The 26,894-nt window shown below is 60.2% G+C and carries 20 protein-coding genes; 9 read left to right on the forward strand and 11 right to left on the reverse strand.

The window, feature by feature from the left end:
* The first annotated feature begins 1 nt into the window (after position 1).
* The 4 genes from PMI29_RS14525 to lpxC all read left to right on the forward strand — a co-directional run bounded on the left by PMI29_RS14525 (position 2) and on the right by lpxC (position 4,434).
* Positions 2-868: a cell division protein FtsQ/DivIB gene (locus PMI29_RS14525; RefSeq protein WP_007998276.1), complete on the forward strand. Its 867-nt coding sequence runs from the start codon at positions 2-4 to the stop codon at positions 866-868.
* A gap of 15 nt (positions 869-883) precedes the next feature.
* The gene (gene ftsA / locus PMI29_RS14520) at positions 884-2,143 is read left to right on the forward strand and encodes a cell division protein FtsA (protein ID WP_007989901.1); all 1,260 of its coding nucleotides are present in this window, start codon (positions 884-886) and stop codon (positions 2,141-2,143) included.
* Between the two features lie 73 nt (positions 2,144-2,216).
* Positions 2,217-3,410 carry a cell division protein FtsZ gene (gene ftsZ / locus PMI29_RS14515; protein WP_007989903.1) on the forward strand — a complete coding sequence of 398 codons (1,194 nt, stop codon included), beginning with the start codon at positions 2,217-2,219 and terminating at the stop codon, positions 3,408-3,410.
* A 112-nt stretch (positions 3,411-3,522) separates the two neighbouring features.
* A complete protein-coding gene (lpxC, locus tag PMI29_RS14510; RefSeq protein WP_007939852.1) occupies positions 3,523-4,434 on the forward strand; it encodes a UDP-3-O-acyl-N-acetylglucosamine deacetylase in 912 nt (303 codons plus the stop codon).
* Positions 4,435-4,608: 174 nt separating this feature from the next.
* Here lpxC and PMI29_RS14505 read toward each other — a convergent pair whose 3' ends face one another.
* The 7 genes from PMI29_RS14505 to PMI29_RS14480 form a co-directional block, all read right to left on the reverse strand.
* Entirely contained in the window at positions 4,609-6,111 is a 1,503-nt protein-coding gene (locus PMI29_RS14505; RefSeq protein WP_033052396.1) for a GGDEF domain-containing protein, read from the reverse strand.
* 247 nt (positions 6,112-6,358) lie between these two features.
* Positions 6,359-6,583 (reverse strand): hypothetical protein, encoded by a 225-nt coding sequence (locus PMI29_RS0130135; protein WP_033052397.1) that lies wholly within the window; start codon positions 6,581-6,583, stop codon positions 6,359-6,361.
* Positions 6,584-6,866: 283 nt separating this feature from the next.
* The gene (locus tag PMI29_RS14500; protein WP_007998283.1) at positions 6,867-8,231 is read right to left on the reverse strand and encodes a heavy metal sensor histidine kinase; all 1,365 of its coding nucleotides are present in this window, start codon (positions 8,229-8,231) and stop codon (positions 6,867-6,869) included.
* A complete protein-coding gene (locus PMI29_RS14495) occupies positions 8,221-8,898 on the reverse strand; it encodes a heavy metal response regulator transcription factor (RefSeq protein ID WP_007998286.1) in 678 nt (225 codons plus the stop codon). Before PMI29_RS14495 ends, PMI29_RS14500 begins: the two co-directional genes overlap by 11 nt.
* A 9-nt stretch (positions 8,899-8,907) precedes the next feature.
* Complete coding sequence (locus PMI29_RS14490; RefSeq protein ID WP_007998288.1) at positions 8,908-12,009, reverse strand: multidrug efflux RND transporter permease subunit; 3,102 nt, start codon at positions 12,007-12,009, stop codon at positions 8,908-8,910.
* Positions 12,006-13,166 (reverse strand): efflux RND transporter periplasmic adaptor subunit, encoded by a 1,161-nt coding sequence (locus tag PMI29_RS14485; protein ID WP_007998290.1) that lies wholly within the window; start codon positions 13,164-13,166, stop codon positions 12,006-12,008. The genes PMI29_RS14490 and PMI29_RS14485 overlap by 4 nt, the downstream gene beginning before the upstream one ends.
* A gap of 684 nt (positions 13,167-13,850) precedes the next feature.
* Positions 13,851-14,819, reverse strand: coding sequence for a LysR family transcriptional regulator (locus PMI29_RS14480; RefSeq protein WP_007972623.1), 969 nt, complete (start codon positions 14,817-14,819; stop codon positions 13,851-13,853).
* Between the two features lie 241 nt (positions 14,820-15,060).
* Between PMI29_RS14480 and PMI29_RS14475 the strand changes: the two genes are divergently transcribed.
* From PMI29_RS14475 to PMI29_RS14460, 4 genes are all read left to right on the forward strand, one after another.
* Complete coding sequence (locus tag PMI29_RS14475; RefSeq protein WP_007998294.1) at positions 15,061-16,560, forward strand: efflux transporter outer membrane subunit; 1,500 nt, start codon at positions 15,061-15,063, stop codon at positions 16,558-16,560.
* Between the two features lie 138 nt (positions 16,561-16,698).
* On the forward strand, positions 16,699-18,891 hold the full coding sequence (locus tag PMI29_RS14470; protein WP_007998295.1) for an FUSC family protein: 2,193 nt from the start codon (positions 16,699-16,701) through the stop codon (positions 18,889-18,891).
* Complete coding sequence (locus PMI29_RS14465; RefSeq protein WP_007989920.1) at positions 18,881-19,081, forward strand: DUF1656 domain-containing protein; 201 nt, start codon at positions 18,881-18,883, stop codon at positions 19,079-19,081. Before PMI29_RS14470 ends, PMI29_RS14465 begins: the two co-directional genes overlap by 11 nt.
* 24 nt (positions 19,082-19,105) lie before the next feature.
* Positions 19,106-19,969, forward strand: a complete 864-nt coding sequence (locus PMI29_RS14460; protein ID WP_007998297.1) for an efflux RND transporter periplasmic adaptor subunit — start codon at positions 19,106-19,108, stop codon at positions 19,967-19,969.
* Positions 19,970-20,164: 195 nt separating this feature from the next.
* Here the strand turns inward: PMI29_RS14460 and PMI29_RS14455 are convergent, their stop codons facing one another.
* The 3 genes from PMI29_RS14455 to PMI29_RS14445 form a co-directional block, all read right to left on the reverse strand.
* Positions 20,165-20,554, reverse strand: a complete 390-nt coding sequence (locus tag PMI29_RS14455; protein WP_007998299.1) for a DUF4440 domain-containing protein — start codon at positions 20,552-20,554, stop codon at positions 20,165-20,167.
* Between the two features lie 147 nt (positions 20,555-20,701).
* A complete protein-coding gene (locus PMI29_RS14450) occupies positions 20,702-21,526 on the reverse strand; it encodes an SDR family oxidoreductase (RefSeq protein ID WP_007998301.1) in 825 nt (274 codons plus the stop codon).
* Positions 21,527-21,559: 33 nt separating this feature from the next.
* Positions 21,560-22,024 carry a hypothetical protein gene (locus PMI29_RS14445; protein WP_007998302.1) on the reverse strand — a complete coding sequence of 155 codons (465 nt, stop codon included), beginning with the start codon at positions 22,022-22,024 and terminating at the stop codon, positions 21,560-21,562.
* A 172-nt stretch (positions 22,025-22,196) separates the two neighbouring features.
* Here PMI29_RS14445 and PMI29_RS0130140 point away from each other — a divergent pair, with 172 nt between their 5' ends.
* Positions 22,197-25,022 carry an RHS repeat domain-containing protein gene (locus PMI29_RS0130140; protein WP_007998304.1) on the forward strand — a complete coding sequence of 942 codons (2,826 nt, stop codon included), beginning with the start codon at positions 22,197-22,199 and terminating at the stop codon, positions 25,020-25,022.
* Between the two features lie 138 nt (positions 25,023-25,160).
* Here the strand turns inward: PMI29_RS0130140 and PMI29_RS14440 are convergent, their stop codons facing one another.
* Entirely contained in the window at positions 25,161-26,612 is a 1,452-nt protein-coding gene (locus tag PMI29_RS14440) for a mannose-1-phosphate guanylyltransferase/mannose-6-phosphate isomerase (protein WP_007998306.1), read from the reverse strand.
* Between the last annotated feature and the right edge of the window lie 282 nt (positions 26,613-26,894).

Consider the following 26,894-nt stretch of genomic DNA (forward strand, 5'->3'; position numbering starts at 1 on the left):
CATGCAAGGCGCTCAGCTCAGACATCAGCCTCCCGCACCCGGCCGCAAGCCGGTGCCACGGGGTGCCAGCCGAATGGTGGCCAAAGAGCCGATGTCCGTGCGCCTGCCGAAAGCCAACTTCGGTTTTCTCAAAGCATTGTTCTGGCCGGTGCTGCTGGTGGCTTTGGGGTTCGGTACTTACGAGGGCGCGACACGGTTGTTGCCGTATGCCGACAGGCCGATCACCAAAATCAACGTGCAGGGCGACCTGAGTTACATCAGCCAGCAAGCGGTGCAGCAGCGGATCGCCCCGTACGTGGCGTCGAGCTTCTTCACCATCGACCTGGCGAGCATGCGCACCGAGCTGGAAACGATGCCATGGATTGCCCACGCCGAAGTGCGCAGGGTGTGGCCGGATCAAGTGGTGATCCGTCTGGAAGAACAACTGCCGGTAGCCCGTTGGGGCGACGAGTCGCTGTTGAACAACCAGGGCCAGGCCTTCACTCCGCGTGAGCTGGCGAACTACGAACACCTGCCTCAGCTGTTCGGCCCGCAGCGGGCCCAGCAGCAGGTGATGCAGCAGTACCAGGTGTTGAGTCAGATGCTCCGGCCTCTGGGCTTCTCGATTGCACGCCTCGAACTGCGTGATCGCGGCAGCTGGTTCCTGACCACCGGCCCCGGCAGTGCGGGTCCCGGGATCGAACTGCTGCTGGGACGCGGCAACCAGGTGGAAAAGATGCGCCGTTTCATCGCCATCTATGACAAGACGCTCAAAGAACAGATTACGAACATTGCGCGCATCGATCTGCGCTACGCCAACGGCCTCGCTGTTGGCTGGCGGGAACCTGTAGCGCCCACGGCAGCCCAACCCGCTGTCGCGAAGAATTAAGAAGAGGCAGGACCCATGGCAAACGTGCAAAGCGGCAAAATGATCGTCGGTCTCGATATCGGCACCTCCAAGGTGGTGGCGCTGGTAGGCGAGGTCGCGGACGACGGCACGCTGGAAATCGTCGGGATCGGTACCCATCCGTCCCGTGGCCTGAAAAAAGGCGTGGTGGTGAATATCGAATCCACCGTGCAGTCGATCCAGCGCGCCATCGAAGAAGCGCAGTTGATGGCCGGTTGCCGCATTCACTCGGCGTTCGTCGGTGTGGCCGGCAATCACATCCGCAGCCTGAACTCCCACGGCATCGTGGCGATTCGTGATCGCGAAGTCAGCTCGGCCGACCTTGAGCGTGTGCTCGACGCCGCCCAGGCCGTGGCAATCCCAGCTGACCAGCGCGTGCTGCACACCCTGCCACAGGATTACGTGATCGATAACCAGGAAGGCGTCCGCGAGCCGCTGGGCATGTCCGGCGTGCGTCTGGAAGCCAAGGTCCACGTGGTCACCTGCGCCGTCAACGCCGCACAGAACATTGAAAAATGCGTGCGTCGCTGCGGCCTGGAAATCGACGACATCATTCTCGAACAGCTGGCTTCCGCTTATTCGGTACTGACCGATGACGAGAAAGAGCTGGGCGTGTGCCTGGTGGACATCGGTGGCGGTACCACCGACATCGCGATCTTCACCGAAGGCGCGATCCGTCACACCGCCGTCATCCCGATTGCCGGCGACCAGGTGACCAACGACATCGCCATGGCGTTGCGCACCCCGACCCAGTACGCCGAAGAAATCAAGATTCGCTACGCCTGCGCCCTGGCCAAACTGGCCGGTGCCGGTGAAACCATCAAGGTGCCAAGCGTTGGCGACCGTCCACCGCGCGAGCTGTCCCGCCAGGCCCTGGCCGAAGTGGTCGAGCCGCGTTACGACGAGCTGTTCACGCTGATCCAGGCCGAACTGCGCCGCAGCGGCTACGAAGACCTGATCCCGGCCGGCATCGTGCTGACCGGCGGTACGTCGAAGATGGAAGGCGCGACAGAACTGGCCGAGGAAATCTTCCACATGCCGGTGCGCCTGGGCGTGCCGCATGGCGTGAAAGGTCTGGATGACGTGGTACGCAACCCGATCTATTCCACCGGCGTCGGCCTGTTGATGTACGGCCTGCAGAAGCAGTCCGACGGCATCTCGTTCTCGGGCATCGGCAGCCGCGACAGCTACAGCAACGAAGAGCCACAGGCTCCGCTGCTGGACCGACTGAAGAAGTGGGTCCAGGGCAATTTCTGAAGATTTACCGCAACACCGTTACACCGAAGCACGCAGTAGGCGAAAAAACTAGAGAATGTAAAGGAGAGGGAAAATGTTCGAACTCGTAGACAACATCCCCGCAAGCCCGGTAATCAAAGTTATCGGTGTCGGCGGTGGCGGCGGCAACGCTGTCAACCACATGGTCAAGAGCAACATCGAAGGCGTCGAATTCATCTGCGCCAACACCGATGCTCAAGCGCTGAAAAACATCGGCGCGCGCACCATCCTGCAACTGGGCACCGGCGTGACCAAGGGCCTGGGCGCTGGCGCTAACCCTGAAGTCGGCCGTCAAGCCGCTCTGGAAGACCGTGAGCGCATTGCCGAAGTGCTGGCCGGCACCAACATGGTGTTCATCACCACTGGCATGGGCGGTGGTACCGGTACCGGTGCTGCGCCGATCATCGCCGAAGTGGCCAAGGAAATGGGCATCCTCACCGTTGCGGTGGTGACCCGTCCGTTCCCGTTCGAAGGCCGCAAGCGTATGCAGATCGCCGACGAAGGCATCCGCATGCTCTCCGAAAGCGTCGACTCGCTGATCACCATTCCCAACGAGAAGTTGCTGACCATCCTCGGTAAAGACGCAAGCCTGCTGTCGGCTTTCGCCAAGGCTGACGATGTACTGGCCGGTGCCGTTCGCGGTATCTCCGACATCATCAAGCGTCCGGGCATGATCAACGTCGACTTCGCCGACGTGCGTACCGTGATGAGCGAAATGGGCATGGCGATGATGGGCACTGGCTGCGCCAGCGGTCCGAACCGTGCACGCGAAGCCACCGAAGCGGCCATTCGCAACCCGTTGCTGGAAGACGTGAACCTGCAAGGCGCTCGCGGCATCCTGGTGAACATTACCGCCGGTCCGGATCTGTCCCTGGGTGAATACTCCGACGTGGGTAGCATCATCGAGGCATTCGCTTCCGAGCACGCGATGGTCAAGGTCGGTACCGTTATCGATCCGGACATGCGCGACGAGCTGCACGTGACTGTCGTCGCTACCGGTCTGGGCGCAAAAATCGAGAAGCCTGTGAAGGTCATCGACAACACCGTCCACACTTCTATGGCTTCGCAGCCACAACAACAGGCCCCTGTTCGTCAGGAAGCTCCAGCGGTGAACTACCGTGACCTGGATCGTCCGACCGTCATGCGCAACCAGGCCCAGGCCGGTGCTGCGACTGCCGCGAAGATGAATCCGCAAGATGACCTGGACTACCTGGACATCCCGGCTTTCCTGCGTCGTCAGGCCGATTGATGAAATGTATCAGGGCTATGAAGGTGATTGGTGTTCAGCAAAGGCGTGGTCTGCTATCATCGCCAGCCTTTGTTGATACCAGTTCGCAATTTGCGCTGAAGCGGCCCATGCCATGATTAAACAACGCACCCTGAAGAATATTATCCGTGCCACAGGTGTCGGCCTGCACTCCGGGGAGAAGGTCTACCTGACCCTCAAGCCAGCGCCTGTCGACACCGGCATTGTGTTTTGTCGCGCCGACCTCGACCCCGTGGTGCAGATTCCTGCCCGCGCGGAAAACGTTGGTGAAACCACTATGTCGACCACGCTCGTTAACGGTGACGTCAAAGTGGACACGGTAGAGCACCTGCTCTCGGCCATGGCAGGCCTGGGCATCGATAACGCCTACGTCGAGCTCTCCGCGTCCGAAGTCCCGATCATGGATGGTAGCGCTGGACCTTTCGTATTCCTGATTCAATCGGCTGGCCTGGAAGAACAGGACGCCGCCAAGAAGTTCATCCGCATCCTGCGTGAAGTGACAGTGGAAGATGGCGACAAGCGCGCTACTTTCGTCCCTTTCGAAGGGTTCAAAGTGAGCTTCGAGATCGATTTCGATCACCCGGTTTTCCGTGACCGCACCCAAAGTGCAAGCGTGGATTTTTCCAGCACTTCGTTCGTAAAAGAAGTCAGCCGCGCCCGTACCTTTGGTTTCATGAGTGACATCGAGTACCTGCGCAAGCACAACCTCGCACTCGGCGGCAGTGTTGAAAACGCAATTGTGGTCGACGCCGATGGCGTACTGAACGAAGACGGCCTTCGCTATGAAGACGAATTCGTGAAGCACAAGATCCTCGATGCAATCGGTGACCTCTACCTGCTGGGCAATAGCCTGATTGGTGAGTTCAAGGGCTTCAAGTCCGGCCACGCACTGAACAACCAGCTGCTGCGCAAGTTGATTGAGCAGACAGATGCCTGGGAAGTCGTGACGTTCGAAGACGCCAGCACTGCACCGATCTCTTACATGCGCCCGGTTGCGGCCGTGTAAGCAAAAAACCTCTCTAGTTTTTTAAAGGCTACCTTCGGGTGGCCTTTTTTTATGTCCTGAAGTTTGTAGTGCTTGGGCTGGCCTCATCGCGAGCAAGCTCGCTCCCACAGGGGGACGCGGTAAACTGTGGGAGCGAGCTTGCTCGCGATGACGCCCGTCCATCCAACAAAAAAATCAACTGGCCCACACCACCCGGTTACGCCCCCCTTCCTTGGCCTGATACAGCGCCTTGTCCGCGTTGAACAGTAATTGCTCCAGTTTGATATCGCTGGCCGCCGTCCAGGTTGCAATGCCGATACTCACGCTCATTGGCGACTCATCGGCGTCCACCAGTGGCAGTTTTTGCACCGCCTCCCGGATATGTTCGGCGATCTGCTGCGCGCCTTCACTGCCAGTTTCGGCCAGGACCACCGAAAACTCTTCGCCACCATAGCGAGCCACCAGGTCCGCCGGGCGATGGACACTGGCGCGGATGACTTCGGCCAGTGCCCGCAAGGCTTCGTCACCTGCCTGATGCCCGTGCCGATCATTGAAGGCCTTGAAGTGATCGGCATCGATCATCAGCAACGACAACGGCTTGCGGCTGCGCTGCGCACGAAACCATTCATGGCGCAGGGCCTGATCAAGGGATCGGCGGTTGGCCACGCCGGTCAAGGCATCGGTGGCCGCCAGTTGCGCCAATTCCTGCTCGGCACATTGGCGCAGGCGCAGCTCGCGGCAAAGCAGCCAGGTCAGCCACAACAGACCGATGCACAAAACCCCGGTTGCGCCGCTGATCACATAGGCCGTGCGGTTCCAGGTGGCGAACACTTCATCGATGGAAAGGGCCACGATGACGGTCAGCGGCAGATTGCCGACCCGGGAAAAGGTGTACAGGCGCCGTTGATGGTCGACGCTCGACACGCTTTCGAAGGTGCCACTGCGCTCCTGCAGCATGCGCACGACGTTGGGGCGGCTGGAGAAGCTTTTGCCGATGGAATTTGGTTCCCGGTACGGTTTCTGCGCCAGGAGAATCCCGTCATTGTTGATGATGCCCAGCGTACTGCCGGTGCCGATGTCGAGGCTGTTGAACAACTGATCGAAGTAGCTCATGCGCATCGAAGCTACCGCGACTCCCAGAAACTCACCGGTGGGCGAAGAAATGCGCCGGCTGAAACTGATGCGCCATTCGTCGCGGTCATCGCAGTCGCAGCTCGGCTTGAACGGTCGGCTGATATACATACCGGTATCGCGATTGAAGACATGGGCCAGGAAATAATCGCGGTCAGCGAAGTTGCCCGGTTTCGGTTCGATCAGTGATGAGTCGGCCAGCACGTCGCCGTGCTTGTCCAGCAGCAGGATGTCGCCCTTGTAGCGCGCGGTGGCGGAGCGATCGAACAGCACCAGATGGCGGATCTGCGCAGAAACCTGTTTCAGATCGTCCCGTTGGGCGGCGGCGATCAGGCCCTGCAAGGTCAAGTCATAGAGCTCGACCGTACGCAGGACATCGGCATCGATCAGTTGTGCAATGGTGGTCGCACTGCGTGTAGCGGTTTGCTGGGCGTAGGCGTGTTCGCGGATCAGCAGAAAAGTGACGATGCACAGGATCGAGATGACTGTCAGGGTGCTGCCGACGATCACCATGATCTCGGGTCGCCCGGTTTTGCCTGAAAATTGTGGGGTTCGGCTTGCGGTCATAAGACAGACGTCTGCTGGAAGGACCTTGTAAGCGTAGTTCCATAAACGTAACAGCCGAATGATTCGTTCCGGTTGCTCAAACGATTAATCAATGGCGTGGGCGTCAGTGACTTTCGTTGCAAAAATTGCAAAGAAGGTTGAGTCGCCACTATAAAAAAAGCCGCTGACAGCAGCGGCTTTGAGGACAACTTTTCAAAGGGAAGAGCCGATGAAAAGTGTCGAGGGAAACAGGCGTGACAGGTAAGGATCAGCTGTCATTCTCGGCCCGTGGCTGGGCCTGAGTGCTGGATGCTTGCGGGGCTTGGGCGTCTTGCGCAGCCTTGGCTGTCATCTCGATCTGATGCTCTTCGAGCGTTGCAGCGCGTGCGGCGTTATGCGCGACGAAGGTCTGCGATTCTTCCGCCATCGCCAATGGCGACAGGAACAAAGAGGACAAAACGAAAGCGCTGGCAATACCCATACTGTTGGACATCTTTAAAACCTTCTTGCTTGGCAAGTGCTGTTTGGTGCGGGCAAAGATAAGGATATGGGGCGAGGGGAAAAAGAGCGGATTCATGAAAGGACTGTTACAGCAAAAGCAAAGATCGATACGCAGGAGTACGCATTCACTGTGGCGAGGGGGCTTGCCCCCGCTGGGCTGCGTAGCAGCCCCAAAACCTGTAACCACGATTTATCTGAAGCACCTTGCATATCGGATTTACGACGGCTTCGTCGCCGAACGGGGGCAAGCCCCCTCGCCACAGGGTGTGTGCCCGTCAGATGGGAAGATGTATGCCGAAGGTATTCATCCCATGGTCACTGCGCACGAACACATCGCCGCCATGCATCAACGCAATCGCCTTGACGATGGCCAGACCCAGTCCGTGATTGTTGCCGCTGTTGCTGCGCGAAGCATCGACCCGGTAGAAGCGTTCGAACAGCCGTGGCAGGTGTTCACGGGCAATCGGCGAGCCGGGGTTGGCAACGCCGATGCTGACTTGATGCTCCCGGGCTTCGATCCGCACTTGAATCACCTGCCCGGGCGCGGTGTGCTGCACTGCGTTGTTCAGCAGGTTGATCAATGCCCGGCGCAAATGGGCAATCTCGATGCGTACTTGCGCGTCACCACTGACCTCAACCCGGACCTGAGCGTCTTCGAGAATGAAATCCAGATATTCCAGGGTCGTGGCCACTTCGTCCGCCAGCGATGTGGACGTCAGTTTGGTCGCCTTGCTGCCCTGATCGGCACTGGCGAGGAATAGCATGTCGTTGATGATCGACCGCAGTCGCTCAAGCTCTTCGAGGTTCGATTGCAGCACTTCGAAGTAATGCTCGGCGGAGCGTCCGCGGGTCAATGCGACCTGGGTCTGGCCGATCAGGTTGGTCAGCGGCGAGCGCAGTTCGTGGGCGACGTCGGCGTTGAACGATTCAAGGCGCGAGTAAGCCTGCTCGACCCGTTCCAGGGTCGAGTTGAACGAGCTGACGAACTGATCAAGCTCCGGTGGCAACGGTGACAATCGCAAGCGCCCCGAGCGCAGCGGCGGGGCCAGGCGTTGGGCTTCCTGGGACAGTTTGATCAGCGGTTTGAGCCCGATCCGCGCCACCCAGTAACCCAGTGCCGAGGCCAGCAACACGCCGACAATCGCCAGGCTGATCAGCGCGATCAACAGTTGATGCTGGGTCTGGAAAAACGTTTCGGTATCGATGGCGATCATGAAGCGCAGTGGGGGGCGCTGGTCTTTGGCGGGGAATTCGCTGACCAGCACTTTCAGCGGATACGGGTGATCCGGCAGTTGCATGTCGCGCGTGCCCAGCGGCCCTTGGGCAAAGGCGCGGATCGGCGGGGTCAGGTTGCCGTATTCGTAGTGCGGATCGCCGCTGATGATCCAGAAACTGATGCGCTTGTCTTCTTCGCTCAGCAGATTGAGCTTGTTGTTGATCTTCACCCAATGCTCGGGCGTGCCGTATCGGCCAACCGTGGATTCGAGCACGCTATAGCGCGCGTCGAGCTCGGCTTCGGGCAACAGGCCCAGGCCTTTGTCGACCTGCTGGTACAAGGCCCAGCCGATCAGCAGGAACACCTGCAACGCCACCAGCGTGAACATCCCGCTCAGCCGCAGCGCGATCGAGTTACTGGACACCACGGCTCTCCAGCACATAACCCATGCCGCGAATGGTGTGTAGCAGTTTCTCTTCGAACGGCCCGTCGAGCTTGGCCCGCAGGCGTTTGATCGCGACTTCGACGACGTTGGCGTCGCTGTCGAAATTGATGTCCCAGACCATCTCGGCAATGGCGGTTTTCGAGAGAATTTCACCCTGGCGGCGCGCCAATACACTGAGCAGCGAGAATTCCTTGGCGGTCAGGTCCAGCCGTGTACCGCCTCGGGTCGCCTTGCGGCTGATCAAATCTATCCACAGGTCGGCGATGCTCACTTGCACCGGTTCATGGCCACCACTGCGTCGGGTCAGCGCTTGCAGGCGTGCCACCAGTTCAAGGAAGGAAAACGGTTTGCCCAGGTAATCATCGGCACCGTCACGCAGGCCTTTGATGCGATCTTCCACACGCTCGCGGGCGGTCAGCATGATCACTGGGGTTTGCTTGCGCGCACGCAGGGCGCGCAGCACGCCGAAGCCGTCGAGACCCGGCAACATCACGTCGAGGACGATCACCGCGTAGTCGCTCTCCAGCGCCAGGTGCAGGCCTTCGACCCCGTCCCGCGCCAGATCCACGGTGTAACCCTGTTCCGTCAGGCCGCGGTGCAGATAATCCGCGGTTTTTTCCTCGTCTTCGATAATCAGAACGCGCATGACCCCGCCTCAGTCTGTGGTTGCCAGCGCCGGTACTGGCGAGGGTTTTGGCCGATGGAACAGCCGCTCCAGCCACAAGTATATGACCGGCGTGGTGAACAGCGTCAGCGCCTGGCTCACCAGCAAGCCGCCGACCACCGCGATCCCCAGGGGCTGGCGCAACTCGGCGCCGGTGCCGTAGCCGAGCATCAGCGGCAGGGCGCCGAGCAGGGCGGCGAGAGTGGTCATGATGATTGGCCGGAACCGCGTGATACAGGCCTTGAAGATTGCTTCTTCAGGCGACAGTCCGCCATTGCGCTGCGCTTCGAGGGCGAAGTCGATCATCAGGATGCCGTTTTTCTTGACGATACCGATCAACAGCACCAGCCCGATCAAGGCCATGATCGAAAAGTCCTGGCCGCAAATCCACAGCATGATCACCGCGCCGAGGCCCGCCGAAGGCAAGGTCGAAATAATCGTCAGCGGGTGCACGAAGCTCTCGTAGAGCACGCCGAGAATGATGTACACCGCCACCAGCGCCGCCAGGATCAGCCACGGCTGGCTGGCCAGCGAACTCTGGAACGCCTGGGCTGCGCCCTGGAAATTGCCGCTGATGGCGCTCGGCATGCCTATGTCGACCTTGGCCTGGTTGAGCATGATCACCGCATCGCCCAACGCCACGCCGGGCGCCAGGTTGAACGACAGGTTGGCGGCCGGGAACATGCCGTCATGGGCGATGGATAGCGGGCCGATGGTCGGTGCATCGAACTTGGCCAGGGCCGACAGCGGCACCATTGCCCCGCTCAGGGGCGAGCGCAGGTAAAAATAGTTGAGGCTTTCGGCCTTGCCGCGCTGCTGGGTGTCCAGTTCCAGGATCACGTTGTACTGGTTGATCTGGGTCTGGAATTCATTGATCTGGCGCTGGCCGAATGCATCGTACAGCGCTTCGTCGACATCGCTCGCGGTCAGGCCGAAACGCGCCGCCGCGCTGCGGTCGATGCTGATGTGGGTGATGCTGCCGCCCAGTTGCAGGTCGTTGGAAATGTCGCGGAAGGCCGGGTTGGCGCGCAGTTTTTCCGTCAGGCGCTGGGTCCAGGTACTGAGTGTGCCGCCGTCATTGCTCTTGAGTACGTATTGATACTGGGCACGACTCGGGCCGGAGCTGAGGTTGATGTCCTGGCCTGCACGCAAATACAGCACGATGCCCGGCACTTTCATCAGTTGCGGGCGAATCCGGTCGATGAACTGGCTGGCCGAGACGTCGCGGTCTCCGCGTTTTTTCAGGGTGATCCAGAACCGTCCGTTGGCGATGGTCTGGTTGCTGCCGGAAACCCCGACCGAGTGCGAGAACGTTTCCACGGCAGGGTCGGCGGCGACGATTTCCGCCATTGCCAGGTGTTTTTTCACCATGTCGCCGTAGGAAATGTCCGCAGCCGCTTCGGTGGTACCGAGGACGAAACCGGTGTCCTGAATCGGGAAGAAGCCCTTGGGGATAAAGATGTAACCGGCGACGGCCAGGCCGAGGGACAGGCCGAACACGCCGATCATCAACTTCTGGTGGGCGAGGGCGTGGCGCAGACCTTTTTCATAGAGCGCCAGCAGGCGTTCGCCGAAGCCCGGTTTGGCGTGGGCGTGATGTACCGGCGCGCGCATGAACAGCGCAGCGAGGGTCGGCGCCAACGTCAGGGACACCACCACTGAAATCATGATGGTCGAGGTGGCGGTCAGGGCGAATTCCTTGAACAACCGCCCGACCACGCCGCCCATGAACAGCAGCGGAATGAACGCCGCCACCAGCGAGAAACTGATCGACACCACGGTGAAGCCGATTTCCCCGGCACCTTTGATTGCTGCCTCGCGCATGCCGTCGCCGGCCTCCAGATGGCGGTGAATGTTCTCCACCACCACGATTGCATCGTCGACCACGAAGCCCACGGCGACCACAATCGCCACAAGAGTCAGGTTGTTCAGGCTGAAACCCATGATGTACATCAAGGCGAAACTGGCGATCAGCGACACGCCGAGTACCGCCGAGACAATCAGCGTGGCCGACAGTTGGCGCAGGAACAGAGCCATCACCGCCACCACCAGCATGATCGCGATCAGCAGGGTGATTTCCACTTCATGCAGCGAGGCACGAATGGTCTGGGTGCGGTCGATCAGCGTCTTGACCTGCACCGAGGCGGGCAGCATCGCTTCCAGCTCCGGCAGCGCTGCCTGAATACGGTCCACGGTCTCGACGATGTTGGCCCCTGGCTGGCGGAAGATCACTAGGTTCACCCCCGGTTTCGAGCCCGCCCAGGCTTGGACGTAGGCATCTTCCGAGCCGTTGACGACTTTGGCCACGTCCTTGAGGTGGACCGGTGCACCGTTCTTGTAGGAAACAATCAACTGACTGTAATCCTCGGGGTGGAACAACTGATCGTTGGTGGACAGGGTTGAAATGCTCGATTCCCCGTACAGCGCACCTTTGGCCAGGTTGAGGCTGGTTTGCTGGATCGCCAGGCGGATATCGGCGAGGGTCAGGCCGATGGCCGCGAGTTTGTCTGCCGAGACCTGGACGCGGATCGCCGGACGTTGCTGACCGGTGATGACGACCTGGCCTACACCGTCAATCTGGCTGATCTGACGCGACAGCAGGGTTTCCGTCAGGTCACTGAGTGCCGGGCCGGGCATCAGCGAGGAGTTGACGCTAAGAATCAGCACTGGGCTGTCAGCCGGGTTGACCTTGCGCCAGGTCGGCAGGTTTGGCATGTCCTTGGGCAGCTTGCCGGCAGCGGTGTTGATCGCGGCCTGCACTTCCTGGGCGGCGGTGTCGATGCTCTTGTCGAGGGTGAATTGCAGGGTCAGGTTGGTCGAACCGAGGGCGCTGCTCGACGTCATCTGGGTCACACCGGGGATGGCGCTGAACTGCACCTCCAGGGGCGTGGCCACCGATGAGGCCATGGTTTCCGGGCTGGCACCGGGCAGTTGCGCCGCCACCTGGATAGTCGGGAATTCCGCCTCGGGCAAAGGCGCCACCGGCAGGCGTGGAAAGGCGATGGCGCCCAGCAGTACCAGGGCAAACGTCAACAGGACCGTCGCCACCGGGTGGTCGATGCACCAAGCGGATATTGAGCCATGGCCTTTCATTGCGCGGCCTCCGATTGCACCACTTGCGGCGGCTCGGTCACCACCTGCACCGTTGAACCCGGCTTGAGCCGCGACTGACCATCGCTGACCAAGACATCACCAGGCTTCACGCCTTTAATGATGTCCTGGCCGCTGCCTTGATAGACCATCTGCACCTGCACGGCTTCGACCTTGTCGCCGTTGACCCGGTACACGAAGTGCTGATCGAGGCCGCGTTGCACGACTGTCGGTGGCACCACCAGCGCATCTTTCTCCAGCGCGGTTTGAATCTTTACCGTCACCAGCAGGCCCGGCCAGAGCTTCTGCCCCGGATTGTCGAACTCGGCCTTGGCGCGGATGGTGCCGGTGTTGGCGTTGATCTGGTTGTCGATCAGGGTCAGGTGGCCTTCGCCGAGCAGGTTGCCGGTTTCGCCGTCGGTGTCGGCACCGATGTAGGCCTTTACCTGAGCGTGTTGCGGATCGTTGATCAGGCCTTGCAGGGTCGGCAGCATTTGCTGCGGCAGGGAGAACTCCACGGCGATCGGGTCGATCTGGGTCACGGTGAACAGGCCCTGGGTGTCGGTCATGCGCAGGAAATTGCCTTCGTCCACGGTGCGAATGCCGACGCGACCGGTCACAGGGGAACGAATCTGTGTGTAGGAAAGTTGTACCTGAGCTGCGTCGATTGAAGCCTGATTGCCTTGGGCGGTGGCCTTGAGTTGGTTGACCAGCGCTTGTTGTTGATCGTAGGTCTGCTTGGACACGCCGTCGTCGACGCTGAGCAGTTTGTAGCGCTTGAGGTTGACCAGCGCCACTTGCAGTTGCGCCTGGCTTTCGCCCAGTTGTGCCCGGGCCTGGTCGAGGCTGGCGCGGATCGAGCGGTCGTCGATGGTGGCCAGCAGGTCGTCTTTTTTCACCAGTTGGCCTTCCTTGACCATGATTTTGGTGAGGATGCCGTCGATTTGCGGGCGAACCACGACGCTGTGCAGGGACAACACCGAACCGATGCCGCTGACATAGCGGGGCACGTCTTTTTCGGCGACGGCGACCACGCGCACGGGGATGGCGGTGGGGCTGGCGAGTTTGGCCTTGGCCGGTTTGGCTGCATACCACAGGCCCAGCGCTGCCAGGACGATCAGAAGGGCGACGAGCAGGGCGGGTTTGGTCTGGATTCGCATGCGAGTGGGGCGCCGGGGCTGGGTTTTTGGTCGAAGGGTAGTTTCCTTTATAAACCTGTTTGGCGGTCAGGAGGGTGACGGCTAACTGACGGCACTGTCAGTTTGGTTTGGTCTTGGCGGCCTCTGGGCCGACCATGTACTTGGTTGTCCGTGTACATATTCGTTTCTTCGGAAACGGCCACCTATGGTTTCGCCCTTACGGCGACTCACTTTTTTTACAAGCGCCTAAAAAAAGTAAGCAAAAAAACGCTCGCCCCTGACGTACGGCCCCTCGCTTAGGCTCGGGGTTCCTTCGCTCCGGCATTCATCCGGGGGCATTGCCCTCCGGTCGGCTTCGCGCGACCTGCATGCAATGTGTTCGACTGCGTCGAACGGCGCTGCGCGCCAATCCCCGGATGAACGCCTCCGCTCAGCCTCCCGAGGGGGCGGGCAGATCAAAAAGCAGCCGAGGCGGCCTACCGGCCGGCCTGATTTTCTTGACCGTGCATAATTCAAAATGTGGGAGCGGGCTTGCCCGCGAAGGCGGCCTGACAGCCGACCAATCTCTTGTAGATGTACTCGATTCCTGTGGGAGCGGGCTTGCTCGCGAAAGCGGTGTATCTGCTCACAGTGATGTTGAAGGTGAGAACGCTATCGCGAGCAAGCTCGCTCCCACAAAGGATCAATCTGTGAGCCGAGAGATTTTCAGTTCGCCACCCGAACCCCGCCCAGGCTCCCGCTCAATTCATACGCCGCCAACTCCGCCTGATGCGCCGCCAGCAGTTCCGGCAACGATCCGCGCAAATACTCGACCCAGGTCTTGATCTTCGCGTCCAGGTACTGGCGCGAAGGGTAGATCGCATACAGATTCAATTCCTGCGAGCGGTATTTGGGCATCACCCTCACCAAGGTGCCATTGCGCAGGCCTTCTATCGCGGCGTACAGCGGCAGGACGCCAACGCCCATGCCACTGATGATCGCGGATTTCATCGCGTCGGCGGAGTTCACCAGAAACGGCGAGCTGTTGATGGTGACCATTTCCTGGCCATCAGGGCCGTCGAACGCCCATTTCTCCAGCGGAATCACCGGGCTGACCAGGCGCAGGCAGGCGTGGTTGAGCAGGTCGCTGGGTTTTTGTGCGCAGCCGTTGGCTTTGACGTAGGCCGGCGAGGCGCAAACGATGCTGTAGGTGATGCCCAGGCGCTGGGAGACGAAGCCCGAGTCCGGCAGTTCGCGGGCGAGGACGATGGACACGTCGTAGCCTTCGTCGAGCAGGTCCGGCACGCGGTTGGCCATGGTCAGGTCGAAGGTCACGTCCGGGTGCGTCTTGCGGTAGCGGGCGATGGCGTCGATCACGAAGTGCTGGCCGATGCCGGTCATGGTGTGCACTTTCAGTTGCCCGGCCGGGCGTGCGTGGGCGTCGCTGGCCTCGGCTTCGGCTTCTTCGACGTAGGCCAGGATCTGTTCGCAGCGCAACAGGTAGCGCTTGCCGGCTTCGGTCAGGGCGATGCGACGGGTCGTTCGGTTGAGCAGGCGGGTTTGCAGGTGGGCTTCCAGGTTGGAGACCGCGCGCGAGACGTTAGCCGTGGTGGTGTCCAGTTGTACGGCGGCGGCGGTGAAGCTGCCGGCTTCGGCCACGTAACTGAAGGCGCGCATGTTTTGCAAAGTGTCCATGGGGTGCTCTCGGGTGCGATGGCAAATTGTGACACGAAGTTTCGGGGGCGGTGACCCCTACCTACGGATTATCTCGTTAACGGTAACAAAGATTCACAGGAATCCCGGCTTATCGCCCTTCAGACCGCCCCATAGAATTGCGCAACTTGGGCAACCGGGGCTCGACCCACCGCTCCCACAAAAGCGGATCTCCGGTTTCCAGAAAATCTCATGCCTCCCCCTATTTCAGGAAATCGCAGCAGTGCCGCGTCGCATCAGCAGAGCGCTTCAGCCGCTCAGTGTTTTGGCTTTAACCCTGGCAATCAGCGGCTGCATCGGAACCGGAGGTATTGCCCCGCAGGACAAGGCGCTGGAGGCCAATTCACTGGCCACCGACGAAGCGATCCAGAGCGCCGCGCATGATGCGCACTGGCCCACCGCGCAGTGGTGGCAAGCCTATGGCGACCCGCAACTGAATCGCTGGATCGACCTCGCCCTGCAAGGCAGCCCGACCCTGGCCATGGCCGCCGCCCGGGTGCGTCAGGCCAGGTCCATGGCCGGCGTGGCCGAATCAGCCGAGTCGCTGCAGATCAATGGCGATGCCACCCTCAAGCGCCACAACTGGCCCACCGACCAGTTCTACGGGCCGGGTGAGCTGGCCAACTCCACGACCTGGGACAACAACGCCGCACTGGGTTTCAGTTATGCCCTCGACCTCTGGGGCCGCGAAAGCAATGCCACCGAGCGTGCGGTGGACATGGCACACATGACGGTCGCCGAAGCGCGTCAGGCCCAGCTCGAATTGCAGGACAACATCGTGCGTGTCTACATCGAGTTGTCGTTGCATTACGCCCAGCGGGATATCGTCGAAGCGACCTTGAAGCAGCAACAGCAGATTCTCGAGCTGGCGCAGAAGCGCCTGAACGGTGGCATCGGCACCCATTTCGAAGTCAGCCAGGCCGAGACGCCGCTGCCGGAAACCCATCGCCAGATCGATGCCCTCGACGAAGAAATCGCCTTGAGCCGCAATCAGCTCGCGGCCCTCGCCGGTAAGGGCCCGGGGGAAGGTGCACAGTTGCAGCGGCCAACGCTGTCGCTGGGCGCGCCACTGAAACTGCCGTCTTCGCTGCCGGCGCAATTGCTCGGCCAACGCCCGGACGTGGTCGCCAGTCGCTGGCAAGTGGCGGCGCAGGCGCGGGGTATTGATGTTGCCCATGCCGGGTTTTATCCCAACGTCGATCTGGTCGGCAGCCTCGGCTACATGGCCACCGGCGGCGGGGCCCTGGAGTTCCTGACCGGCAAGAAACTCAACTACAGCGTAGGTCCGGCAATTTCGTTGCCGATCTTCGATGGCGGACGTTTGCGCTCGGAACTGGGTGAAGCCTCGGCCGGCTATGACATCGCCGTAGCCAGGTACAACCAGACCCTGGTCAACGCCCTGAAAAACATCTCCGACCAGTTGATCCGCCGCGAGTCCATGGACAAGCAACAGGCGTTCGCCGCCGAGTCGGTGGCCACCGCGCAGAAGACCTACGACATCGCGATGATCGCCTACCAGCGTGGCCTGACTGACTACCTCAACGTGCTCAACGCCCAGACCCTGCTGTTCAAGCAGCAGCAAGTGCAGCAGCAGGTTCAGGCGGCGCGTTTGAGCGCCCATGCCGAACTGGTGACGGCGTTGGGCGGTGGCCTCGGTGCCGGCAACGACGTGCCGAACGCTGAACAGACCCAGGCGCCTAAAACCCCGAGCCTTTTGCGTTGAACACAACACCTGTGGGAGCGAGCTTGCTCGCGATGAGGGCGTGTCAGTCAGCAATCATGTCGCCTGACACACCGCTATCGCGAGCAAGCTCGCTCCCACAGGTTCCGGTTTTCACTGGAATTTACTGAGCAGGATTTGATGACTCCCTTGCCCGCACCCTTGCGCTGGCTGTACTCCCTTGAATGGCGCCGGGGTTTCTTCGACTGGGCACGCAGCGATGGCGTGACCTGGGTCTACATTTTCAAGGTGTTGTTCGCGGCATTCCTGACGCTGTGGCTGGCCATGCGCCTGGAACTGCCGCAACCGCGCACGGCGATGATCACCGTGTTCATTGTCATGCAACCGCAAAGCGGCCAGGTGTTCGCCAAGAGTTTCTATCGTTTTCTCGGTACCCTGGCCGGGTCTGCGGTGATGGTCGCGCTGATTGCCCTGTTTGCACAAAACACTGAACTGTTCCTCGGTTCGCTGGCGATCTGGGTCGGTATCTGCACAGCCGGTGCCGCCCGCTGCCGCAACTTTCGCGCCTATGGTTTCGTACTCGCCGGATACACCGCAGCGATGGTTGGCTTGCCCGCGCTGGCTCATCCGGATGGCGCGTTCATGGCGGCGGTCTGGCGGGTGCTGGAAATCTCGTTGGGCATTCTTTGTTCGACACTGATCAGTGCCGCCATCCTGCCGCAATCGGCCAGCGCGGCGATGCGCAATGCGTTGTATCAGCGCTTTGGCGTGTTCGCCTTGTTCGTCACCGACGGTTTGCGCGGCCGCAGTCAGCGCGAGGCGTTCGAGGCCGGCAACGTGCGTTTCATCGCTGAAGCGGTGGGCCTGGAAGGCTTGCGCAGCGTCACGGTTTTTGAAGACCCGCACATGCGTCGGCGCAATGGCCGGCTCAGTCGCTTGAACAGCGAGTTCATGAGCATCACCACGCGTTTCAACGCCTTGCATCAATTGCTCGAACGCTTGCGCAGCAGCGCGGCGGACCAGGTGGTGGCGGCGATCAAGCCGGGCTTGCAGGACCTCGCCGAGTTGCTCGACGGCTTCAGCGGTCGCGCCCTGACCAGCGCCGATGCGGCGCGTCTGGTTGCGGTGCTTACCGCCTACAAGGAAGGTCTGCCGGCGCGGGTGCGCAGTCTTCGGGCGACGTTCCAGCAGAGCAATCCGAGCGATGCCGAGCAACTGGATTTCCACACCGCGTACGAGCTGCTCTATCGCTTCGTCGACGACCTGCATGGTTATGCGCAGACCCACGCGTCCCTGGCCGATCACAGTCACGAACGGGAGCGCTGGGACGAGCCGTACACCCCGCAAACCAACTGGCTGGCCGCTGCAGCGTCGGGTATTCGTGCGTCATTCATTCTGGTGGTGCTGGGCAGCTATTGGGTGGCCACGGCCTGGCCGAGCGGGGCGACCATGACCCTGATTGCCGCCGCTACCGTTGGCCTGGCCGCGGCGACACCGAACCCGAAACGCATGGCATTCCAGATGGCTTGCGGGACGCTGCTCGGGGCATTGATCGGCTTCGTCGAGATGTTCTTCATCTATCCGTGGATCGACGGTTTCCCATTGCTGTGCATGGTGTTGGCCCCGGTGATCGTGCTCGGTTCGTTCCTCAGTTCACGACCACAATACGCCGGGGTTGGCCTGGGGCTGCTGATCTTCTTCAGCACCGGTTCGGTGCCGGACAACCTTACGGTCTACAACCCCTACACCTTCATCAACGACTACATCGCGATGGTGATGGGCATGCTGGTGTGCGCAGCGGCAGGGGCGATCATTCTGCCGCCCAACAGTCGCTGGCTGTGGCGCCGGCTGGAGCAGGATTTGCGCGGTCAGGTGGTGTACGCCATCAGCGGCAAGCTCAAGGGGCTGGCGTCGAGTTTCGAAAGCCGTACCCGCGATCTGGTGCACCAGGCCTACGGCTTTGCGGCGGGTCAACCGCAAGTACAGCGGGACTTGTTGCGCTGGATGTTCGTGGTGCTGGAAGTCGGCCACGCGATCATCGAGTTGCGCAAGGAACAGGCGATTCTGCCGGTGCATCCGGCCTATGCCGAATCCCGGCCGTGGCGCCAGGCGATCCGGGTGATGGGGCGCGCACTGGTGCGGTTGTTCCTGCAACCGAACAGCAGCAACCTCGAACGCGCACTGATCGCCGTCGATCACGCGATCAGCCGTGTGCAGTCCACCGACGAACCCTTCGCCCCGCACTTCGATACCTCGGCGTTGCGCCGGGTGAAGAGCTACCTGCACTTCATCCGCACCTCTCTGCTCGATCCGCAATCACCGCTCGCCGCCTTCGCAAGCAGCCAGCCCCAAGGACTTGAACATGCCTCGTGAAATCGCCTTCCACGGCGTGTACATGCCGACCATGACCCTGATGTTTTTCATTGCGGCTCTGCTTGCCTGGGCGCTGGACCGGTTCCTGTCCGGGTTCGACCTGTACCGCTTCTTCTGGCACCCGGCGTTACTGCGCCTGAGTCTGTTTACCTGTCTGTTCGGCGCTATGGCGCTGACTGTCTACCGTTGACTCTCTATCACTGAGAATGCCCCGATGAAAAAGTTTTTCAGCCTGCTCGCGACCTTGCTGGTGCTGGCCCTCGCGCTGTGGATCGGCCGCTCCTTGTGGGAGCACTACATGAACACGCCGTGGACCCGTGACGGTCGCGTGCGCGCCGACATCATCAACGTCGCCGCCGACGTCACCGGCGAAGTGGTGGACGTGCCGGTGCGCGACAACCAACTGGTGAAGAAGGGCGATTTGCTGATGCGGATCGACCCCGAGCACTACCGTCTCGCGGTGAAACAGGCGCAATCGCTGGTGGCATCGCGCAAGGCGACCTGGGAGATGCGCAAGGTCAACGCCCATCGTCGTGCCGATATGGACAACCTGGTGATCTCCAGGGAAAACCGCGACGACGCCAGCAACCTCGCTGACTCTGCCCTCGCCGATTACCAGCAGGCCCAGGCGCAACTGGAAGCCGCCGAACTCAACCTCAAACGCACTGAAGTCCGTGCGGCAGTGGACGGTTATGTGACCAACCTCAACGTGCATCGCGGCGATTACGCGCGCATCGGCGAGGCGAAAATGGCCGTGGTCGACATGAACTCGTTCTGGGTCTACGGCTTCTTCGAAGAAACCAAACTGCCCCATGTGCGCGTCGGCGATAAGGCCGACATGCAACTGATGAGCGGTGAAGTGCTCAAGGGGCACGTGGAAAGTATCTCGCGCGGCATCTACGACCGCGACAACCCGGAGAGCCGCGAACTGATCGCCGACGTCAACCCGACCTTCAACTGGGTGCGCCTGGCGCAGCGGGTGCCGGTGCGCATTCACATCGATGAAGTGCCGGAGGGTGTGGTGTTGGCGGCCGGGATTACTTGTACGGTGGTGGTGAAGCAGAATAGTGGTGCATAGCCGGTAGACCGAGTCGTCTGCTTCGCGAGCAAGTCGGATCGCCGCACCGCCGCTCCCACATTTTGGAATGCATCCCCCTGTAGGAGCGAGCCTGCTCGCGATGAACCAGAGCGCGCCACGTGTATTCAGAATGCACGCGTTATCGTTGACGTCCATCGCGAGCAGGCTCGCTCCTACAGTTGATCGTCGTCGTGTTCAGCAGAAGGTCTCTTGCAGATGCCGCCAAAGAATTCTGCCTTCCACCTTCTCGAACACCACGGTTGAGCGACGATCCGAGTGCAGTCCGGTCGCATCGGTCTGTTGCTCGCGGTAACTCACGATCGCGCCGCCGTCGTACAACGCAATACCACGCAACTCGCTGAGCTCGATCCGGAACCCGAGCTTCTTGCCGCCCGCCAACGTGAACAACTCGTTCAGCGCGTCAAAATCCAGTACCCGACCGAGCGGCGAGATCATGGAAAACCGCGGCGAAAAACGGGTCAGCAGTTTTTCGAGTTCGGATACGTCCTGTTCTTCGGCCAGCCATTGTTCGATGGTCACGTGGGCCTGGATCACTTCGTCGAAGTACTCGGTGTAGTCGGTCATCAACTTATTCCTGAAATTTGCAGTGTCTGTTCCGGCGTCATCGCGAGCAAGCTCGCTCCCACAGGGTTCTGCTGGATGGCATAAATAGCATTCACACCAAAAAACCTTGTGGGAGCGAGCTTGCTCGCGATTGCAGGCGACTCAGTATCAGAGCTGTCCACGCAGTCCGAATCGCTTCATCAACCCCGCTTCCAATAAGCCTTTAGGTAGCAGCCCTGCCATCAGCGGCAACGCACGGCTGCCATTGCCCAGACGTATCAATCGTGGCGGTTTGGCTTGCTTCACGGCCTTGAGCAATCCGGCGGCAAACTCACTGGCCGGGGTCGGCCTGTCCTGGGAAGCCCTGGCCCGGGCGCGTATGCCTTCACGCAGCGGAAACCACGGCGATTGCTCGCTGATCAATTGCTCGGCTTCGTGCCCGGCATTCTTGGCAAAACTGGAAGCGATGGCCCCCGGCTGGACCTCCATGACCCGCACGCCGAACGGCGCCAGTTCCATGCGCAAGGCATCGCTCAAGGCATGCACGGCGGCTTTTGAGGCGCAGTAGGCGCCGGCGAATGGCGTGACTAAAACACCGGACACGCTACCGATATTCACCACCAGACCCTTGGCCCGACGCAGCACCGGGAACAAGGCGCGGGTGACGCCGACGATGGCGAACACGTTGGTTTCGAACTGGCGTTGCATGGCCGGTACACCACCATCAAGCAGCGGCCCCATGGCGCCATATCCTGCGTTGTTGATCAGCACATCGAGGCCGCCGGTTTGTTGGTTGATTCGCTCGCTCAAGGCTTCGAGCGCAGCAGCGTCGTTCACATCCAGTTGCACGGCGGTGAACCCCACGGCGGTGAGTGCCGCGACATCTTCGGCCTTGCGCGCGCTGGCCCAGACTTCATAGCCGGCACCCTTGAACGCATCGGCAAGGGCGCGGCCAATGCCGCTGGAACAACCGGTAATCAACGCGACGGGCATGGCGCATTCCTTGTGCAAAAAATGGAGGAGGGATCAGTCGGAAAAACTACCCTGCAATCGCTCGGCGCGAAACTCCAGGGTTTCCGGACGGTAGCCAGGGCGCAGTGGTGGCAGCGGCAAGCAATCTTCCCAGTTGCCACCGGCCTGCAATTCGCCGGGGCCACGATAGCGCGGGGCGGTGTATTGGTTGTCGGCGAGGTTCACCGTGTCGCCCGGAGCATAAGCCGCAACCCGCCAGCGCAGTTCCGTCAGCGGCACGTCATTGCCATTGTTCAGGGTCAATTGCAGTGGCCGGTCGGCGGGACACTGCTGCGGCGCGTAACTGATGCGCAACTCCAGGCGTTGCAGCTGCTTGAGTTCGCGGTGGTCCATCCAGATAACCCAGGTGGCGACGATGCCCAGCCCCACGGCAGCGGCCATGGAAACGGGCAAGGCCTTGGCCGGGTAGCGCAACAACAGGATCAGCCAGGTGATGACCAGCAGGACGCCGATGAACATGTTGCGCAACCTCGGGAATAGAGAAGGCCATCCTACCTAAGCGTAGGTGGGATTGGCGATGAGCGTGGCGCGGCCAAGGCGTTTGCGGCCATCCGTCTGAACTGTAATTTCTGACAGTAGCCAGATTTCTGATGGCAGTCTTTGATGGATAAGTGCCTCAGGAGCGCCCACTGTGCCAGCGACCCTTTCAGTCCACCGCCATACGCCGACACTGACCGCGCTTGACCCTCGGGGGCTGGCGGTGCGCGGCGTGGGCTTTTGGCGTGATAACGACGGCGTGTCCCCTCAGACACGGGTCAACCGCACGGTCCATGATTGGGCGGGACGTGTGATTGCGCAGTGGGATCCACGGCTGTTTCTGGACGCTTTGGCACCGGCCAATCTGCAAACGATTCATGCCCTGTCCGGTGCGGAGTTGAGTACGAACAGCGTCGATGCCGGGTTGCGTGTTGCGCTGTTGGGCGAGGCGGGGCAACCGCTCCACTACTGGGATGGCCGGGGCTCGCAGCGCTGGATGCAATACGACATACAGTTGCGCCCGGTATCGGTGTTCGAACAGGCAGTGGACGGCGAAGCGGTTTGTGTTGAGCGCTTGAGTTATGGCGCAAGCGATCAGGCTGCAGCCGGGCACAACCAATGCGGCCAATTGATTCGCCACGATGACCCGGCAGGCACTCAGCGGATGAGCGAGTTCGGATTGCATGGCACGGTGCTGGAGCAGACACGGCATTTTCTGAGAGCGTTGTCGCTGCCGGACTGGCCCGAGCCGGTAGCGCATCGTGATTTGCTGCTGGAGGCGGGCGAGGGCGCAACTTCCCGATCACACTTCAACGCGGCGGGCGAGATCTCCGATCAAACCGATGCCAAAGGTCACCGCCAGCTATTCCATCAAACCCTCGATGGGCAGTTGCGCGAAGTTCACCTGCAACTCAACGGCGCATCAACCCCGAAAACGCTGGTCAGCGCCATGGACTACAACGCTCATGGCCAGACCGAACGGGAAGTCGCCGGCAATGGTGTGATCACTTCGCTGGAATACGACGCGCAAAATGGCCGCCTGACCCGGCTTCACGCCCAACGCGGTAACGACCCCCTGCAAGACCTGCGTTACGAATACGATCCGGTGGGCAATGTGCGGAGCATCGAGGATGCCGCACTGCCGATCCGCTACTTCGCCAACCAGCGGATCGAACCGGTCAGTCGCTACTTCTACGACAGTCTTTATCAATTGATCGAAGCCCTCGGTTGGGAAGCGGGCCGCACCAGTAAAGGTCCACAGTTTTCGACCCTCGATGATCCCGCGCCCCGCGCGAATTACCGCCAGACCTATCACTACGACGCGGGTGGCAATCTGCTGGAGCTGATCCACGAAGGTCCGCAAAGTCATGGACATCGACTGGTCGCGGCGGCACGCAGCAACCGTTGCCTGCCGGTGCTGGAAGGCGTGGTACCGGACGAAGAGGACTTCCGCCGAGGCTTCGACGCCAACGGCAACTTGCTCCACCTGCAACCGGGACAAGCCTTGGCTTGGGATCTGCGCAACCAGTTGGGCGAAGTGCGGCCGGTGGAGCGCGATTCGGGCCTCAATGACCGCGAACGTTATGTCTACGGCGCCGATGGGATGCGTCTGCGCAAAGTCCGCGAGACGCTCGCCCATGCCCGGACGCTGGTCGCTGAAACCCGTTATCTGCCGAACCTGGAGCTGCGTAATTACAGCGGCACGGGCGAAGTGCTGCAGGTGATCAACGTCCAGGCCGGGCGCAGCAGTGTGCGGGTGTTGCATTGGGAATCGGCGCCGCCGAAAGACATTGGCAATGACCAATACCGCTACCACCTGAACGATCATCTGGGTTCCTGCACCCTGGAACTCGATGATGATGGTGTAGTGATCAGCCAGGAGCGATATCACCCGTTTGGCAGTACCGCGTGGTTTGCCGGACGCGGGGAGGTTGAGGCGAGTTACCGAACGGCGCGTTATTCGGGGAAAGAGCGGGATGCGACGGGGCTTTATTATTATGGGTTCAGGTATTACGTGGCGTGGTGGCAACGGTGGTTGAATCCGGATCCGGCAGGAAGTATTGATGGATTGAATTTTTTTAGAATGCTCAAGAGTTCTCCCATCAATAACCGAGAGTGGGAGGGGTTGAGTAGTTATGATGTGATGAATGAACAAGAAGCCTTGAGTGAAGAGCTTCATGGGGCACGGTTGATAGCTCGTGGACTTGGTAACTTTCCAGATAACCTTCAACGGTCTGTAAAGGGGAGTCTGGCACTTGGAGAAAATTGGTTGGATGAAACAATTTCTGCGCTTGAGTCAAATCAGTTAGATGCGTTTACAAGCAAAATATTGGAGTTTTCTTTCGGTACGGATTACCGGCTGCAAGACAATGACCCGGTTGGTTTGAAGAGGCAGCTATTGGGGACGTTTAAGCGATTGAAAACTTTTATAGGAAGGGTCGGTGGCGAAGAAGATTGGAGACTTTCTCTCGCTGATAATGACGGTCGTTTCACAGGTAATACTGTTAGCACTGCCGCTCAAGGAAATTTGATATGGTTGAGTCGTTCATTTATCGAAAAAACGCATCCCGTTGGATTGGCGGCGACTTTGTTACATGAAGGCCTTCACGCGATGGGATCCTTCAGCAGTATTAATTTTATTAACGATTTTTGGTACGTGGGAGCGCAGGCACCTTCAGTCGAAGAAGCACCCGATGGCATTGAAAATTACCTTCAGCAGGCAATGAACTCTTCTTTTAGTCGTGTTGTAAATCCGTCAGGGGAAATGACAGCTCCGTCTGAGGTGGAAATGACGGATGGCCCACGTGGTAGTTACATAAGGCTTTTAGACGAGCTTATGAGTCGTGTTGGCGAGGCAGCGACTACATCAAGCGATGAGCGGGAGGATCTATATCGCGACTACGCCAGTGTGCGGCAGGCCGTAGTGTTAAGAAACTCCGATTCGCTGACTGCGATATTGATGGTCCGACATCGTCCTTGACAAGAAAGGCTGAGGTGCTGGGGTAAGGTAGTTGGCTATTATCATTCGACAGCAGATTAAGATAAGAAAACTCCACCCAGACCACTGCGGATAGGGAACACAGCGGACTGGATGGGAGCTTTTTATTCTATCAATCGCTTACTGTGCGATTGTCTTCACCGCAACCCCACGCTCAACCGGCGTAGACCGACCATAGATATCTTCAAACCGCTCGATATCGTCCTCACCCAGATAGCTCCCCGACTGCACCTCAATGATCTCCAACGGAATCTTCCCCGGATTACGCAAGCGATGCACCGAAGCAATCGGAATATAGGTCGACTGGTTCTCGGTCAGCAGGAACACGTTTTCATCGCAAGTCACCTCGGCAGTGCCGCTGACCACGATCCAGTGCTCGGCGCGGTGGTGGTGCATCTGCAGCGACAGGCATGCGCCCGGTTTGACCGAGATGTGCTTGACCTGGAAGCGGCCGCCCATGTCCACCGAGTCGTAGGAACCCCACGGACGGTAGACCTCGCAGTGGTTCTGGGTTTCGCTGCGGCCCTGTTCGTTGAGGGTGTTGACCATCTGTTTGACGCCTTGGACCTTGTCCTTGTGGGCGATCATCATGGCGTCCTTGGTTTCGACCACGACGATGTTTTCCAGGCCGATCACCGACACCAGTTTGCCGTTGCCGTGGATCATGCAGTTTTTGCTGTCCTGAATGACCACGTCGCCCTTGGTGACGTTGCCGTTGGCGTCTTTTGCATTCACTTCCCACAGCGACGACCAGCAGCCGACATCGCTCCAGCCAGCGGTCAGCGGCACCACGCAGGCGCGTTGGGTTTTTTCCATCACCGAGTAGTCGATGGAATTGTCCGGGCAGCAGGCGAAGGTGGCTTCGTCGAAGGTGATGGTATCGGCATCCTGCTTGCTGCGTTCCAGAGTCAGCAGGCAGGTGTCGTAGATGTCCGGATCGTGCTTTTTCAGCTCTTCCAGGAAGCGGCTGGCGCGGAACAGGAACATGCCGCTGTTCCAGAAGTAACCACCGGACTGGACGAACTCGGTGGCGCGCTTCACGTCGGGTTTTTCGACGAAGTGCGAGACGCGGCTGACGCCTTCGGGCAGCAGCGAGTCGTTGGTCGACTTGATGTAGCCATAACCGGTTTCCGGCTTGGTGGCCGGTACGCCGAACAGCACCATTTCACCGTTTTCGGCGGCGACGGTGGCCAGGGCCAGGGCGCGTTGCAGGGCTTTCTGGTCTTCCAGCACGTGGTCGGCCGGCAGTACCAGCATCAGTTCGTCGCGACCTTCGTTGACCAGCATCATCGCAGTCAGGGCCACGGCCGGCGCGGTGTTGCGACCGAACGGTTCCATCAGGATGCGTTGGGTTTCCAGTTTGCGCGCGGCCAACTGCTCGTTGACGATGAAACGGTGGTCCTTGTTGCAGACCACGATGGGCGTGTCCATGCCTTCGAACACCAAGCGTTCCAGGGTTTGCTGGAAGAGGGTGTGTTCGCCGGTCAGGGCCAGGAACTGCTTAGGGAATTGTTTACGGGAAAGCGGCCAAAGACGTGAGCCACTACCACCTGACAAGATCACCGGAATCATGTTGTTACTCCTTGAATATCGATTGGTTAGAGCTACTGCGTTCTGTCGTTTCACTCTTGTTTTTGTTTCGTGTCCGGATTGACGCCTCGGTCTCTTGTAGGAGCGAGCTTGCTCGCGATGGACGTTAACGAAAACGCGCGCTATCTGAGTAAACGCGTTGCCCTTACGTTTTTCGCGAGCAAGCTCGCTCCTACAGGGGGACATGGGTCAATCCGGCAAATGTGTTAGCGCGTCGATACCGGGCGTTTCACCCAGACCGGCGACAGGCTGCTGCCGCTGCCG

This window comes from Pseudomonas sp. GM49, assembly GCF_000282355.1.
Taxonomy (GTDB): domain Bacteria; phylum Pseudomonadota; class Gammaproteobacteria; order Pseudomonadales; family Pseudomonadaceae; genus Aquipseudomonas.

What these genes read in the sequence shown, in the direction of transcription:
- lpxC (WP_007939852.1), top strand. Translation starts at nt 3,523, where the DNA reads ATGATTAAACAACGCACCCTGAAGAATATTATCCGTGCCACAGGTGTC.
- PMI29_RS14485 (WP_007998290.1), bottom strand. Translation starts at nt 13,166, where the DNA reads ATGCGAATCCAGACCAAACCCGCCCTGCTCGTCGCCCTTCTGATCGTC.
- PMI29_RS14450 (WP_007998301.1), bottom strand. Translation starts at nt 21,526, where the DNA reads ATGCCCGTCGCGTTGATTACCGGTTGTTCCAGCGGCATTGGCCGCGCC.
- PMI29_RS14465 (WP_007989920.1), top strand. Translation starts at nt 18,881, where the DNA reads ATGCCTCGTGAAATCGCCTTCCACGGCGTGTACATGCCGACCATGACC.
- ftsZ (WP_007989903.1), top strand. Translation starts at nt 2,217, where the DNA reads ATGTTCGAACTCGTAGACAACATCCCCGCAAGCCCGGTAATCAAAGTT.
- ftsA (WP_007989901.1), top strand. Translation starts at nt 884, where the DNA reads ATGGCAAACGTGCAAAGCGGCAAAATGATCGTCGGTCTCGATATCGGC.
- PMI29_RS14525 (WP_007998276.1), top strand. Translation starts at nt 2, where the DNA reads ATGCAAGGCGCTCAGCTCAGACATCAGCCTCCCGCACCCGGCCGCAAG.
- PMI29_RS14470 (WP_007998295.1), top strand. Translation starts at nt 16,699, where the DNA reads ATGACTCCCTTGCCCGCACCCTTGCGCTGGCTGTACTCCCTTGAATGG.
- PMI29_RS14455 (WP_007998299.1), bottom strand. Translation starts at nt 20,554, where the DNA reads ATGACCGACTACACCGAGTACTTCGACGAAGTGATCCAGGCCCACGTG.
- PMI29_RS14490 (WP_007998288.1), bottom strand. Translation starts at nt 12,009, where the DNA reads ATGAAAGGCCATGGCTCAATATCCGCTTGGTGCATCGACCACCCGGTG.
- PMI29_RS14505 (WP_033052396.1), bottom strand. Translation starts at nt 6,111, where the DNA reads ATGACCGCAAGCCGAACCCCACAATTTTCAGGCAAAACCGGGCGACCC.
- PMI29_RS14445 (WP_007998302.1), bottom strand. Translation starts at nt 22,024, where the DNA reads ATGTTCATCGGCGTCCTGCTGGTCATCACCTGGCTGATCCTGTTGTTG.
- PMI29_RS0130135 (WP_033052397.1), bottom strand. Translation starts at nt 6,583, where the DNA reads ATGTCCAACAGTATGGGTATTGCCAGCGCTTTCGTTTTGTCCTCTTTG.
- PMI29_RS14440 (WP_007998306.1), bottom strand. Translation starts at nt 26,612, where the DNA reads ATGATTCCGGTGATCTTGTCAGGTGGTAGTGGCTCACGTCTTTGGCCG.
- PMI29_RS14460 (WP_007998297.1), top strand. Translation starts at nt 19,106, where the DNA reads ATGAAAAAGTTTTTCAGCCTGCTCGCGACCTTGCTGGTGCTGGCCCTC.
- PMI29_RS14480 (WP_007972623.1), bottom strand. Translation starts at nt 14,819, where the DNA reads ATGGACACTTTGCAAAACATGCGCGCCTTCAGTTACGTGGCCGAAGCC.
- PMI29_RS14495 (WP_007998286.1), bottom strand. Translation starts at nt 8,898, where the DNA reads ATGCGCGTTCTGATTATCGAAGACGAGGAAAAAACCGCGGATTATCTG.